Below are 13,893 nucleotides of genomic sequence, written 5' to 3' on the forward strand. Positions count from 1 at the left end.
GTTTGCCGCTGCGGTCAGGGCTTGCCCTGGCCTTTGCCCTTGCCTTTGGCTTCCTTCGCGGTGTCCTGATGCTCCGGCCCGGGGGCCTGCGGAGCGGAGTCTGCCGGGACCGGCGCCGGAGCGACGGCCGGAACGGGGGGATCCACGGGAGCGGCTTGGTTCTGCCCGGTGCCGGCAAGGGCAGGGTCTGGCGAAACGGCGCCCGGCGCTGTGTCAGGGGATGCTGCCGCGGACGCTGCTGCCACCTGCGTGGCGAGATCTGTCCGGACCACCGACAGTGCATTCTCGATGCTCCGGTACCGCGATGCCGAAAGCCGGCCATTTGCTGCCGCATCGCCCAGGTCCTTCTCGAGGGCCTGCAGGGCAGCCAGCGCCCCATCCATCCTGTTCTCGGCGGCGGCCTGGCTGATACTCAGCACCCGGATCTGGAAACCGCGCAGGACGTTTTCGTCTGCATCCCCGGAACGGATGCCGGAGGCGCCGGCAACCAGCGCCGCCGCAACGACGGCGCAGCACAGGAGCATCAGGGCACGGACTCCGCGGCGACGCCGGGGTGCGGGATGCGGTGCGCGTTGCTCAGGAGTCAGCACCGGGTCCGCCGGTGCCTGCGCCTCAAGCGGCATGCCTGCCCCGCAGCGGGACTGCGGAGGCGGTCCGGACGGGGAGTACAGTCACGGAGGCGAGCTCCGCTGCCGGGGGTGCCACGGGAGCGCTCCGCCGCTGGGATCCTGGCCGGGCCAGGAGATGCCGGATGCCGATGCGCAGTCCGGTGGCGAACAACAGGCCGATCCCCACTCCGAGGAGCACGTGCCCGGCCATATAGTGCTGCGCGGCTCCCGGGCCACGTTCTGCCGCCACCGCCGCACCGCCAACGGTCAGCACCAGTGACAGGGCCGTACCGAAAATTGCGCCCATAGCTCCTGCTCCCATCCCATTTAATCAGCAAGCTTACTAGTAATGCTCAGCAAGCTTACTACTGGATGGAGCTAAAGCAAGGGCACGGAGGCGGGGTCCCGGGGCATCGGCAATGCCCGGTGGATTGGGCGCGCCAGTCAGCCGGCCGCTTCGAGCAGGCGCTCCGCGGGGGCGAGTCCTGCATACCGGCCCTTGAAGAACAGCAGGGGTTCGGCGTCGTTCCGGGCACTGAGGTGCCGCACGGCAGCCACCGCAATGGTGTGGTCGCCGCCGTCGTATTCTGCATGGAGTTCGCAGTCCAGCCAGGCGAGCGCGTCATCCAGCACCGGGTTCCCCAGGGGCGAGGATGCGTGGCTGACGCCGGCGAACTTGTCCGTCCCCGAGCGCGCGAACTGGCCCGCGAGGTGCTGGTGTTCGGCCGGAAGGATGTTGATGGTGAAGGACCCGGCCCTTCTCAGTGCAGGCCAGGTGGTCGATGTCCGCGCCGGGCTGAAGGTGACCAGCGCCGGCTCCAACGAAAGGGATGCGAAGGACTGGCAGGTGAACCCGGTGGGCCCATCGGGGGTGGAACCCGTAATGATGGTCAGGCCGCTGGCAAACGTGCCGAAAATGTCCCGGAGCCGGCGCGGAGCAAGATCTGAAGTGACTGTCATGGAAATGGCCTCTCATCTGGATCGTTACCTCACCAAACCATCAGCAAATCGGCTCATTCAAGCCGCCTGAAACGCACCGACCCGCGGCGAAACGAATTGTCATGCCCGTACTTCCGGCGTCATCGGCGCGTGGCTTCAGGGACGCTGACGTGTCGTTGTTTGACGCAACAGAAGGACGTAACCAGCACTGGCCGGTCGGGACAGCCCCGGTTAAGGCCGCAGGTCCAGCGCGGCCAGCAGCCGGCGGACCGAGCCGCCCAGGTTCCACTCGACGCCCAGCTGCTCCAGTTCCGCGCGCCGGTCGCCCGTGACGGGCTGCAGGCGGGCGCCCGCCTGGTCCAGGGTGGGAAGCTCCAGGTTCCGCACCAGGCGTACGACGGCGGGGGCTGCTTCCAGGTACGCGGAGGCAGCGGAGAGCTTGGCCCGGACAGGTGCCGACACGCCCGTGCCCGGCTCGTCAGCAGCCGCCAGCAACCCTTCGAGGGTTCCGTACTTCAGCAGCAGCGACGCTGCCGTCTTATCGCCGATGCCCGCCACTCCGGGCAGGCCGTCGGAGGCGTCTCCGCGGAGTGTGGCGTAGTCGGCATACTGCTGGGGCAGCACCTTGTATTTGGCCACCACGGTTTCTTCCGTGATGACTTCGAGGTTCTTCATGCCGCGGGCGGTGTAAATCACCCGGACAGCCCGTTCGTCGTCGCACACCTGGAAGAGGTCGCGGTCACCCGTGACCACGTCCACCGGGAAGCCGGCATGGCTCGCATAGGTGCCAACGACGTCGTCGGCCTCGTGGTGTGCCGCGCCCACAATGGCGATGCCGGCCAGCTCCAGCACGCGGCGGATCATCGGCAGCTGCGCCTGGAGGCCCTCCGGAACCACCTCGATGTCGGCGCCGCCGGAAACTGCCTCGGCCACCCGGTGGGCCTTGTAGGTGGGGATCAGGTCCACCCGCCACTGCGGCCGCCAGTCGTCGTCCCAGCAGGCCACGAGGTGGGTGGCATGGTAGTCGGTGCTGAGCCTGGCGATCATGTCCAGCAACCCGCGGACCGCGTTGACCGGCGTTCCGTCCGGGCGGCGGATGCTGTCCGGCAGGCCGTAAAAGGCGCGGAAGTACAGGGAGGCAGTATCGAGCAGCATGAGTCGCCGGGGCATACCTTGATCCTGACACGGAATCGGCTACCTGGGCAGCAGCGGCTGGCAGTTGCCGAGGGTTTTACGGTTCGCCGGTGAGCGGCGGGCGGTCGATGACGCGGGGGATGTACTCGAGCAGCTGCAGGCGTCCGTCGAAAATCCTGCTGTCCACCATTTCCAGGGCGACGTCCGGATAGCCGTCATAGATGCGTTCACGTCCGGTACGTCCGGTGATCAGGGGGAAGACGACCAGCCGGAACCGGTCCACTAGACCCGCTGCCACCAGGGAACGGCAGAGGCTGAGGCTGCCGAGGGTGCTTAAGAGTTCGTCGTGGGTCCGCTTCATCTGCCGGACGGCCTCGACCGCGTCCCCGGCCACCAGTTCGGAGTTCGGCCAGCGGAGGGGTGCGGCCAGGCTGGAGGAGAACACCACTTTGGGAACGGCGGCAAGACCCGTCAGGGAGGTGCTTTCGTCCGGCGAATATCCCGTGCCCCCGGCGGCAGCATCTTCCGACATCCCCGACATGAGGCGGTAGGTGTTGGCCCCCATCAGGTAGGTACGGTCCCCTCCGGCCTCCTGCTGCAGCCAGGCCAGATATTCAGGACCTTCCAGGCCCCACCAGCCAGGCCATCCCTCGCCCGAGGCGAAGCCGTCCAAGGTGATGATCATGTCCACCATCAACTGGCTCATGGCGGCCATGGTATTCCCGCCCGCGAAGCCCGGCAAGGGACCAGTGACCCGGACTCACGGACCAGCCCGGACCGCAGAACCGGTCAGAACCAGTCGCCGTCGGCGTAGGCGCTGCGGACGTGCGCCCGGAGGTACTCCCCCACCACCGCGGCACCCAGGTCCCCCACCTCCGGCGCCACGACCCTGCCGTCAACGCGCTGCGCCATCCGCCGGATGAAGCGCTCCAGGCCGGGGTCGTTGCCCAGGCGGAAGAACGTGGTCTGGACGCCCGAACGGCCAAGCCGGTCCAGTTCGGCAACGGTGGCGCGGATGGTCCCGGCGTCCGGCGGCCAGTTGAACCAGGAGTCCCCGTCCGGCAGCAGGTGCGCCGTCGGTTCGCCGTCGGTGACCACCAGCAGCACGGGCTGCATGGAGGGGTGCCGGCGGAAAAAGCGCCCCGCCAGCAGCAGGCCGTGGTGCAGGTTGGTGCCCTGTTCGCGGAGGGCCGGCAGGGCCGTGAGTTCCCCGATGTCCATTGACTGCGCGTAGCGGCCGAACGTGATCAGCTGCAGCCTGTCGCCGCGGAACCGGGTGGAGACCAGGTGGTGCAGTGCCAGCGCGGTCCGCTTCATGGGAACCCACCGCCCCTCGGCAGCCATGGAGAAGGAAACGTCCACCAGCAGGACAACGGCGGCCTGGGTACGGGCCTCGGTCTCGCTCACTTCGATGTCGCCGACGGCGAGCCGCAGTCCGCGGGCCGGATCGCCGCCGTCGGCCATGGTGCGCCGGATGGCGTTGGTCATGGTGCGGGTAACGTCCCAGGGCTCGGCGTCCCCGAACTCCCATTGGCGGCTGGAACCCGTTTGTTCCCCGGCGGCCCCGGCCACCCTGGTGTCACGGTTCCCCTGGCGCCCGGAGAGCTGCCTGGCGGTGTCCCGCAGCAGTGATTTCCCCAGCCTGCGCATTGCCTGCGGTGACAGCCGCAGGTCGCCGTCGGCACCGCGCCGCAGGTAGCCGCCGTCCTGCATGGCGCGCTCGATCTCGGCAAGCGTGCGCGCACTCACGGCTGCGTTCTCGCCCAGCTGGCGGGCAAGGGCATCAAGGTCCAGGTCATCAAGCCGGGAGCCGTTGTAGGACTGGGACAGTTGCTCAGACAGTTCGTCAAGCTCGGCGATGTCCTGCAGGACACCTGTCCCGTCACCCAGCCCCAGGCCTTCCTGTCCTTCGAAGCGTTCCGATCCCGTCCAGTCCTCCCCGGGACGCAGCGCCTGCAGGGTGGCGTCGAGCTCGCTGAGCTGGGCCATCAGCTCAGGAGAGCCGAAGGCCTGGGCCGACAACCGCATCAGCTCCTCACGCTGTTCCGGGGACATGGACTGCAGGAGCCGCTGGGCTGCGGCGGCCCGTTGCGCCAGGGCATCCACCAGTTCCTCGACCGATTGCGGATTCTCCGGAAAGAACTGGCCGTGCCTGGCCATGAACTCCTGGAAATCGGCTTCCGTGTCCTCGCCCCGCCGGTGTTTGCCCAGCAGCTCATTGAGGTCCCGGAGCATTTCGTTGACTGCCTCGCGGTCCTCATCAGTGGCGCTTTCCAGAGCCTGCTTCATGCCGGCGAACCGCTGTTCCAGGACCTCCCGGCCCAGCAGGTCCTTGATCCGGTCGTACGCTTCCCTGGCCGCGCTTGACTGCCAGTCGTAGGACGCAAGCTCGTTGACGGCCGCCGCTGTGGAGGGCGGCAGGTTCTGCAGCTGCATCTCGCGGAAGGCGCGTTCGGTGTTGTCCATCATGGCGTCCCGTGCCAGCTGCTTGCGCTCCTCCAGGATGGCGGTGTCCAGGAGTTTCTTCACTTCATCCAGGGTGCCGTCCAGCCGGTGGCGGCTGAGCAGATCACGGCGCCGCTGCTGGACGCGCCGGGCGAGATCGTCCAGTCCGTCGCGGTTCCGGCCGCCGCGCCGCAGGAACTCCTGCAGGGCATGGCGGGGCGAGTAGCCTTCCATCACGTCCTGGGCGACGGCTTCGAGCGCCTCCGCCAGGTCAACCGGCGGGGCCAGCGGGTCCGGACCGCCGGTGTACCGGCCGTACCTTGCGGACCGCTTGTGGATGGCCATGGTGCCTCCCGTGCCTAGCCGTAAATGGTTTCCTCGTCGTCGGATTCCTTGGAGATCCGCCGTCCGAGGTACAGGCCTTCGAGCGCCAGTTCGACGGCGGCTGCCCGCTGCCCGTCATTCGTCGCACCCAGGCGCCGGCCGATTTCGTCATACAGGCCTGATCCGTTCAGGGCCGGGAGGTTGCCGAGGAACTCCTTCGCCGTGACCTGCTCCCCGGTGGTGACGGTCCGGTGGCCGTCCAGGGCAGCCACGAGCGGACCCATGTCCAGGCCCTGGAAGTGCGCCCTGACAGCTTCGGCGGTGGCGGTGCGCAGGAGGTGGTCCAGGACGCCCTGTTCGCGTCCTTCCTCGCCCGATTCGAACTCAAGCTTGCCGGTCAGGACTTCCACGGCGGGCTCCAGGTCAATGATCCGGGCCACGGCCTGGTCCTCGCCCCGCAGGCTTGACCTCCGCAGCGCGGCCGCGGCCACCGTCTCTGCCCCCGCGATGGCGAACCGGGCGGAGACGCCGGATGTTTGGTTGATGGCCGGAGACTGCCGCAGCGCCCGGGTATAGCGGGCCAGGATCTCCAGGATGAAGGGAGGAACGTCCGCCACCAGCCGGCCCTCCTGCCGGATGACCGAGACCTCGTCCTCCAGTTCAATTGGGTAATGGGTCCGGATCTCGGCGCCGAAGCGGTCCTTCAATGGGGTGATGATCCGGCCCCGGTTGGTGTAATCCTCCGGGTTGGCGGACGCGACCACCAGCACGTCCAGCGGCAGCCGCAGGACGTAGCCGCGGATCTGGATGTCGCGTTCCTCCATGACATTGAGCATCGCCACCTGGATGCGCTCGGCCAGGTCCGGCAGTTCGTTGATGGCGATGATGCCGCGGTTCGAGCGGGGAATGAGCCCGTAGTGGATGGTCTCGGGGTCTCCCAGGCGGCGGCCTTCGGCGACGCGCATCGGGTCCACGTCGCCAACCAGGTCGGCCACCGAGGTATCCGGCGTCGCGAGCTTTTCCACGTAGCGCTCGGACCGGTGACGCCAGGCGATCCGGAGCCGGTCCCCTTCGGTCAGGGCCCGGGCGCGGGACTGTTCGGTAATCGGTTCAAAGGGGTGTTCGTTCAGCTCCGAATCCTCGATCACCGGCGACCACTCGTCCAGCAACCCGGCCAGGGTACGGAGCAGGCGGGTTTTGCCTTGCCCCCGTTCACCCAGAAGGACAATGTCATGCCCCGCAATCAGGGCCCGCTCCAGCTGCGGAATCACGGTCCGGCCGAAGCCGTACAAACCCGGCCAGGGGTCGCGCCCCGCAGCCAGGGATGCGAGGAGATTGTCGCGGATCTCGTGGCGAAGGTCCTTGTGGACATGGCCTGCCGCACGCAGTTCACCAACGGTAAAGATATCGGGGCGATCAGTCACCCCTCTACGGTAGTCCCCGCCCTGCGGCTAATCGAGAGTTTCCTCCAGATTCCTCGAAGCAGCGTGACGATGCGGCGTGGCCGGCCATGGGAGCCAGCCGGCGTCCCGGCCCGTGCCGGCGGGGCGCAGGCAGGCAGCGGGGCGTTAGGCTGGTTGCTGATGACTGCTGAGAGTACGTTGATCCTCCTGGTGCGGCACGGCGAAACACCCACCACGGGTACTGTCCTGCCCGGCAGGGCCCCGGGACTGCACCTTTCCGAGCGCGGCCGTGCCCAGGCGGACGCTGTTGCCGAACGCCTTTCCGGCCTGCCCGTCCAGGCCATCTACTCCTCTCCCCTGGAGCGTGCAAAGGAAACCGCGGAACCTGCGGCGGCACGGACAAGCATGGCGGTGACGGAAGAACCCGGACTTCTGGAGTGCGACTTCGGTGACTGGACCGGCGCCGCGCTCGCCGGCCTTGCGGGCCTGCCGGAGTGGCAGACCGTCCAGCACAATCCGTCGGCCTTCCGGTTCCCCAACGGAGAGGGCTTTTCCGGGATGCAGGCCCGGATGGTCGGCACCCTGGAGAACCTTCGCGCAGCCCACCGGGGCGGCGTGGTGGTGTGCTTCTCCCACGCGGACCCCATCAAGGCGGCCGTGGCCCACGCCCTGGGCACCCATCTGGACCTTTTCCAGCGGATCATGATCAGCCCGGCGTCGGTCTCCGCGATTTCCTACGTGGACGGCCGGGCGCCGGCCGTGCTCACGGTGAATTCGACGTCGGAACCCCTGAGCGGGCTGAGGTCGCCGTGATGCCGCGCGGAGTGTCATCGGATGGATGGCCGCGGGACGCGGCCGCACGGGGCATGTGGTGTCCGGCCGGGAACTGACCCTCCTTAACGAGGGCCGCGTGGAACTGCTGGGCCGCATCATGAGCGGCAGCAACGCCACCTTCCTGGTGGAGGTTTCCTGCGCGGATGAGTCCGCCTGGGCGGTCTACAAGCCCGAAGCCGGGGAACGGCCGCTCGCGGATTTCGACGCCGGCCTGTACCGCCGGGAACGCGCAGCCTATCTGCTCAGCGAAGCACTGGGGTGGGGCATCGTTCCGCCAACAGTTGTCCGATCGGACGCGCCGCTTGGGGTGGGCTCCCTGCAGTGGTTCGTCGAAGGGGACCTCGAGGAGCACTACTTCACCCTCTACGCCGACTCGCCCGGGACCCACGCCGCGTTGGCCCGGATCGCCCTGTTCGACTACGTGGCAAACAATACGGACCGGAAGAGTGGGCACGTACTGCGCAGCACTGACGGCCACATCTGGGGAATCGACCACGGCCTGTGTTTCTCTGCCGCGTTCAAGCTGCGCACCGTGATCTGGGACTTCGCCGGCGACCCCATTCCGGACAACTTGCTTGAGGACATCAGTCCCCTGGCCACCACGGTGCCTGCCGATGTGGCCGGGCTCCTCGACCACGCCGAAGTGGCAGCCCTCCGGCGGCGCGTCCAGCGCCTGCTTCAGGACAAGGTACTTCCCGTTGACCACACGGGCATGCGCTACCCGTGGCCCTTGATCTGAGTCAGCTGCGCCGGGAAATCCCGGTCCGGCCGGCGCTCACTGGGCCTCCGGACGGCCTTGCGCTGCGGCCGCGGCCGGGGCCGCCTGCTCCAGGTAGGCGCCGATGTGCTCCAGCAGGTAATGCTGTCCCAGCACCGTGGGGTGGTCGCCGTCCGGGCCGATGAGGTCGTCAAAATCGTCGCTGATCCAGCCCTCGGCGATGGGGTCCACGAACTCCCCGCCTGCCTGCCGGGCAGCGGCCCTTAGCTGGTCGCTGATGTCCACGAGGGCGGGGTCCGGGGTTGCAGAGTACGACGGCGGCCCCACCACGATGATCTTCGCTTCCGGGGCAAGGGCTTCCGCACGGTCCATCGCGGCCAGGGCGGCGCCGCCAACGTCTGCGGGCGCAAAGCCAAGGTCATTCTCTGAACCGAAAAAGACCACGATGCCGGTGTCCGGTGTCACGAAGTCTTCGACCTCGGTGCCGAAAGTTCCGTCAAGATCACCTGTGCTGAGGTAGCCGCTGCCATTCTCGGCGGCGTTGACAACCTCCAGGCCGGCGCCCAGCGGGTCCTTGCGCATCAATGCCGGCCACGCCTGCTGCGGCGAAGTGCCGTGACCGGTGCTCAGCGAGTCCCCCACTACCACTACGCGGACCGGCGCCGCGGCGGCCGGGGGCTGGGTGGGGGCCGTACTCCCTGAGGTTATGGCCAGGACCAGGCCAACTGCTCCCGCCGCTATCACGCGGCCGGGATGCCGGTACACGGGATGTCCCTGAAGCAGCACGCCGTGGTGCATCGGTCCACCTCCTGCCAGCAAATCGTCGCGGGCCGGAGGCGGCTGCGCGCCGCCAATCCGTCCCCTGTCCGTATCCCATCGTAGGCAATGGTGGGAATACTGTAGGGCCAAGGTGACCAGGATCAAAGGATGCACAGCGACTGCACAGGAACTTTAGGGGCCTTAGGTATCCCTGGGCTTGGGCGGCATCCGCCATTTGCGGCTGCCTGCGGCTACTCTTTTACCCGTGCAGCAGCAAACCGCGGGGTGGGACCCCGCAACCAGCCTTTCCGAGCAGGCACCCGGCGTGTATTTCGCTGAAGGGCCGGCGTCCAACTGGATAGTGGTGCGGGACGGCACGGGATTCATCCTCATTGACAGCGGATATCCCGATGACCGCCGCCACGTCATCGCGTCGCTGCACCACCTGGGCCTGGAACCTGCGGACGCCCTTGCCCTGCTGGTCACGCACGGCCACGTGGACCATACCGGCTCCGCGGCATTCTTTTCCGAGTCCTTCGGGACCCCTGTCCTGTGCGCTCCCGCGGAGGTGGCGCATGTGCAGGGGAAGGAGAAGCACCAAGTCACCCTGGGCCAGGTCCTCAGGCGAGCGTGGCGGCCGCGTGTGTTCCGCTGGATGGTGCACGCCATCAGGGCCGGCGCGCTGGCGGCCAGGCCCGCGACGCAGGCGGAGGCCTGGGACGACGCCACACTCAAAGCCCTGCCGGGCAGCCCTGTTGCCATCTCCGTGCCCGGGCATACGCCCGGCAATGCAGCAATCCTTCTTCCGGCTGCGGGTGCCATCGCCGTTGGAGATTCGTTTGTCAGCGGCCACCCGATCAGCCGGACGTCCGGTCCGCAGATGCTGCACGCGATGTATCACTCAGACCGGGCCGCGGCGCTGGCCTCCGTGCGGACCCTGGCCGGCGTTGATGCCCCGGTTGTCCTGCCCGGCCACGGGCCGGCCCTGCGCATCCAGCTGGACGAAGCGGTAGCCGGCCTGGTCAGCCAGGCCGGCCCGGCAAGTCCGGGCGGGCGCCGTAAGTAAGGCCGCATCCGGGCATCCCGGTCCCGGAAGGGGCCCAGGGGCACAAGCTAGAACTTTCCGTACCGTGCCCGGGCCATGGAGTACACCCCGTAACAGATGAGCCCTGCGGCGATGGCGCCCAGCAGGAACACCCCATAAGGCTGCGAGCCCAGGGTCTTCAGCCCGCCGTCCAGGCCGGAGGACTTGGAAGGGTCGGCAGTTGCGGCCGCCACGATGATCAGCACGCCAACGACGGCGAGCACCACGCCTTTGGCTGCGTAACCGACTGTTCCGAGCCACTTGACGGCGGTCCGGGCGTTGCCCGGGTCCTGCAGGTCCTTCATGAACTTCCGGGTGATGCCGCGGTAGGCGTAATAGACGCCGGCGCCGATGATTGCCAGCCCCACCGCTATCACAAGAACCACGCCTGCGGGCGCTCCCATGAGCTTTGCCGTGAAGTCACTGGCGGACTGGCTGGAGTTCTTGCTGCCCCCGGAGGCGAAGACGGCGAAGGTGAAGGCAAGGAAACCGAAGACCACGGCCTTTCCCCCGGCGCTGGCGGCAGCCTTCAGCTTCTTCTTGGAGTCTGTCTCGGAGCGCGCCCCAATAAACGCCTCACTGAGCATCCACAGGGCAAGCGCAGTGCAGGCCACCGCCCCGACCCACAGCAGAATGCCGCCGCCGGGCTTGGAAGCCAGGGATCCGATCGCCCCGGACTGGTCAGCTTCACCACCCTGGCCCCGGTCCACCTGCAAGGCGATGGCTCCGATCAGGATGTGGACCAAACCGATGAAGACAAATCCGGCACGGGCCAGAATTCGGACCGCGGGGCTGCGGCTCGCCGACGCGGCCTCGGATACTGCCTTGTTCGCTCCCTGCGACGCGTTGCCCATGGCCGGCCCTTCCTCAATATGTAGTTGGTCTTCTGTCCCCGGTCGGCGTCCCCCGCCTGCCTGCGTCACGGAATGCTTTAGTGTAAATCCGTCCGCGCTGTCCCGACAGGTCCCCTCAAGTTCCGGCCAGGCACGGTTGGCCACTACAGTCGAAGCGGTGCATGCCAAACAGAACGCTGAGCAACTGACCTCGCTGGACCTCCCGGGTTTTACGGCCGACCAGGCCGAAGACGGCTTCGTCCGGGTGCGGGGCGCCCGGGAGAACAACCTGCGCAACGTCAGCGTGGATGTGCCGCGGGATGCCATTGTGGCGTTCACTGGAGTATCGGGCTCCGGCAAGTCGTCCCTGGCCTTTGGCACGATCTACGCCGAGGCGCAGCGCCGGTTCTTCGAGTCCGTCGCGCCATATGCCCGCCGGCTCATCCAGCAGGGCCACAACCCCAAGGTGGAGCAGATCACCGGGCTGCCGCCCGCCGTCGCCCTCCAGCAGCGCCGGGGCACCGCCACTTCCCGGTCCACGGCAGGGACCGTCACCACGCTCTCCAATTCGCTGCGCATGCTGTTCTCCCGCGCCGGCAGCTATCCCGCCGGAGCTCCCCCGTTGGACTCGGACGCTTTCTCCCCCAACACCGCGGCAGGCGCCTGCCCGGAATGCCATGGCCTTGGCACCGCCCACACCGTCACTGAAGCATCACTGGTTCCGGATCCGTCACTGAGCATCCGCGACGGCGCGATCGCCGCCTGGCCCGGCGCCTGGCAGGGCAAGAACCTGCGGGACATCCTGGCCCACCTGGGCTACGACGTCGGCACCCCCTGGCGGGAACTGCCGAAAAAGGACCGCGACTGGATCCTGTTCACCGAGGAACAGCCCGTGGTGGAAGTGACGCCGCAGCGGGACCGCGTGGCCAAGCCGTACAAGGGCCGGTTCTGGAGCGCCCGGAGCTACGTGATGCACACACTGCTCGATTCCAAGAGCCCCGCCATGCGGGAGAAGGTGCTGCGCTTCATGGAAACCGGACCGTGCCCGCGGTGCGGCGGAACGGGGCTTCGGCCCGAGGCCCTTGCGGTGACCTTCGCCGGGCACACCATCGCCGGGCTCAATGCCGTGCCCATGACCGAACTGGCGGAGATCATCCGCCCCACCACCCTGCTGGCCACGGCGGGGACGGCATCGCGGAAGCAGTCATCCGAATCCAACGAAGTGGCCGTGGCCATCACCCGGGACCTGCTGCAGCGCATCGGCGTGCTGTTGGATCTTGGCCTGGGCTACCTGGCGCTGGGCCGGGCCACGCCAACGCTCTCGCCGGGCGAGATGCAGCGGCTCCGGATTTGCCACCCAGCTCCGGTCCGGGCTGTTCGGGGTGATCTATGTGCTGGACGAACCGTCGGCCGGCCTGCACCCCGCCGACGCCGAACCCCTCCTGGATGTCCTGGACCGGTTGAAATCATCCGGAAACTCCGTGTTCGTGGTGGAACACAACATGGATGTGGTCCGGCGTGCCGACTGGCTGGTGGATGTTGGTCCCCGGGCCGGCGAAGACGGCGGGCAGGTGCTCTACAGCGGGCCCGTTGAGGGCCTCGACGCCGTGGCAGGGTCGGTGACCCGGCCGTTCCTGTTCCCAAACGGTTCAGCAGGGTCAATGGACGACGGCGGCGCCGCCAGGGGTGCGCCGCGGAAACCCTCCGGGTGGCTGGACCTGCGCGGCATCAACCGGCACAACCTGCGAAACCTGGACGTGGCCTTTCCGCTTGGTGTCCTGACAGCCGTCACCGGCGTATCCGGCTCGGGAAAGTCCACCCTGGTCAGCAAGGTCCTGGCGGACGTCGCCGGCACGTCCGGGCAAGCCGGCGACGACAACCTTGAACCAGGTGACGAGCCCGGCGCGGACCGTGACGAAGAGGGTGTGGGCAGTGTGGGGCGGGTGTCCGGGCTGGATCGGATCGACCGCACGGTAAAGGTGGACCAGAAGCCGATCGGCCGCACGCCCCGCTCCAACCTGGCAACATATACAGGCCTCTTCGATGCCGTCCGCAAGGAGTTCGCTGCCACCGGCGCTGCCAGGAGCCTGGGTTTCGGGCCCGGACGTTTTTCCTTCAACGTGGCCGGCGGACGGTGTGAAACATGCCAGGGCGAGGGCTTCGTCGCGGTGGAGCTGCTCTTCCTCCCCGGCAGCTACGGTCCGTGCCCCGAATGCAACGGCTCGCGCTACAACCCCGAAACCCTGGAGGTCACCTACCAGGGCAGGACCATTGCGGACGTGCTGGGAATGACGGTCAATGCCGCCGCCGGTTTCCTGGTGGGGGTTCCCGCCGCCGCGCGGTCCCTGCAGACACTCCAGGAAGTAGGCCTGGGCTACCTTCGCCTGGGCCAGCCCGCCACCGAGCTGTCCGGTGGTGAGGCGCAGCGCATCAAGCTGGCCACCGAGCTGCAGCGCGCCCGCCGCGGCCACACGCTGTACCTGCTGGACGAGCCCACCACGGGACTGCATCCGGCCGATGTCGAACTCCTGATGGCGCAGCTCAACCGCCTGGTGGACGCCGGCAACACCGTGATCGTGGTGGAACACGCCATGGATGTGGTTGCGGCCGCGGACTGGGTAATGGACCTGGGACCGTCCGGAGGCGACGCCGGCGGGAAGCTCGTCGCCGCCGGCCACCCCGCCGCCGTCGCACGTTCAGCCAACAGCCGCACAGCGCCCTACCTGGCAGCCGCCCTCCGGGACCGGAAGGCCGGGGACGGAACGGTAGCGGGCAACGCCCTTGCCCCGGACCGCGCAGAGGCGTAGGACGG

12 protein-coding genes and 1 pseudogene are annotated in these 13,893 nt (G+C 68.0%); 4 read left to right on the forward strand and 9 right to left on the reverse strand.

Going from position 1 to position 13,893, the window contains the following annotated elements; all coding sequences use genetic code 11:
- Positions 1-14: 14 nt before the first annotated feature.
- From AC3ANU_RS12955 to AC3ANU_RS12985, 7 genes are all read right to left on the reverse strand, one after another.
- Positions 15-623: a hypothetical protein gene (locus tag AC3ANU_RS12955; protein ID WP_488314642.1), complete on the reverse strand. Its 609-nt coding sequence runs from the start codon at positions 621-623 to the stop codon at positions 15-17.
- Positions 613-915, reverse strand: a complete 303-nt coding sequence (locus AC3ANU_RS12960) for a hypothetical protein (protein WP_488314643.1) — start codon at positions 913-915, stop codon at positions 613-615. Before AC3ANU_RS12960 ends, AC3ANU_RS12955 begins: the two co-directional genes overlap by 11 nt.
- A 137-nt stretch (positions 916-1,052) precedes the next feature.
- Positions 1,053-1,568 (reverse strand): flavin reductase family protein, encoded by a 516-nt coding sequence (locus AC3ANU_RS12965; RefSeq protein WP_018770991.1) that lies wholly within the window; start codon positions 1,566-1,568, stop codon positions 1,053-1,055.
- A gap of 210 nt (positions 1,569-1,778) precedes the next feature.
- Positions 1,779-2,717, reverse strand: a complete 939-nt coding sequence (locus tag AC3ANU_RS12970) for a 5'-3' exonuclease (RefSeq protein ID WP_488314644.1) — start codon at positions 2,715-2,717, stop codon at positions 1,779-1,781.
- Between the two features lie 61 nt (positions 2,718-2,778).
- Positions 2,779-3,396, reverse strand: coding sequence for a dihydrofolate reductase family protein (locus tag AC3ANU_RS12975; protein WP_018770993.1), 618 nt, complete (start codon positions 3,394-3,396; stop codon positions 2,779-2,781).
- Between the two features lie 74 nt (positions 3,397-3,470).
- A complete protein-coding gene (locus tag AC3ANU_RS12980) occupies positions 3,471-5,471 on the reverse strand; it encodes a vWA domain-containing protein (protein ID WP_018770994.1) in 2,001 nt (666 codons plus the stop codon).
- 14 nt (positions 5,472-5,485) lie between these two features.
- Positions 5,486-6,874, reverse strand: coding sequence for a sigma 54-interacting transcriptional regulator (locus AC3ANU_RS12985; RefSeq protein WP_018770995.1), 1,389 nt, complete (start codon positions 6,872-6,874; stop codon positions 5,486-5,488).
- A gap of 159 nt (positions 6,875-7,033) precedes the next feature.
- On the opposite strand from AC3ANU_RS12985, the gene AC3ANU_RS12990 reads away from it, so the two are divergent.
- Together AC3ANU_RS12990 and AC3ANU_RS12995 are read left to right on the forward strand one after the other, a co-directional pair.
- Positions 7,034-7,666: an MSMEG_4193 family putative phosphomutase gene (locus AC3ANU_RS12990; protein ID WP_142073092.1), complete on the forward strand. Its 633-nt coding sequence runs from the start codon at positions 7,034-7,036 to the stop codon at positions 7,664-7,666.
- A gap of 25 nt (positions 7,667-7,691) precedes the next feature.
- Positions 7,692-8,426, forward strand: coding sequence for an SCO1664 family protein (locus AC3ANU_RS12995; protein ID WP_488314645.1), 735 nt, complete (start codon positions 7,692-7,694; stop codon positions 8,424-8,426).
- A gap of 36 nt (positions 8,427-8,462) precedes the next feature.
- On the opposite strand, the gene AC3ANU_RS13000 is transcribed toward AC3ANU_RS12995, so the two are convergent.
- Positions 8,463-9,203, reverse strand: coding sequence for an SGNH/GDSL hydrolase family protein (locus AC3ANU_RS13000; protein WP_018770998.1), 741 nt, complete (start codon positions 9,201-9,203; stop codon positions 8,463-8,465).
- Positions 9,204-9,429: 226 nt separating this feature from the next.
- On the opposite strand from AC3ANU_RS13000, the gene AC3ANU_RS13005 reads away from it, so the two are divergent.
- The gene (locus tag AC3ANU_RS13005; protein WP_488314646.1) at positions 9,430-10,230 is read left to right on the forward strand and encodes an MBL fold metallo-hydrolase; all 801 of its coding nucleotides are present in this window, start codon (positions 9,430-9,432) and stop codon (positions 10,228-10,230) included.
- A 47-nt stretch (positions 10,231-10,277) separates the two neighbouring features.
- Here the strand turns inward: AC3ANU_RS13005 and AC3ANU_RS13010 are convergent, their stop codons facing one another.
- Positions 10,278-11,102 carry a DUF1206 domain-containing protein gene (locus AC3ANU_RS13010; RefSeq protein WP_488314647.1) on the reverse strand — a complete coding sequence of 275 codons (825 nt, stop codon included), beginning with the start codon at positions 11,100-11,102 and terminating at the stop codon, positions 10,278-10,280.
- Positions 11,103-11,286: 184 nt separating this feature from the next.
- Here AC3ANU_RS13010 and AC3ANU_RS13015 point away from each other — a divergent pair.
- A pseudogene (locus tag AC3ANU_RS13015) lies at positions 11,287-13,888 on the forward strand (excinuclease ABC subunit UvrA).
- Positions 13,889-13,893: the final 5 nt, after the last annotated feature.

The sequence above is a fragment of the Arthrobacter sp. SDR-2R genome, assembly GCF_057747955.1.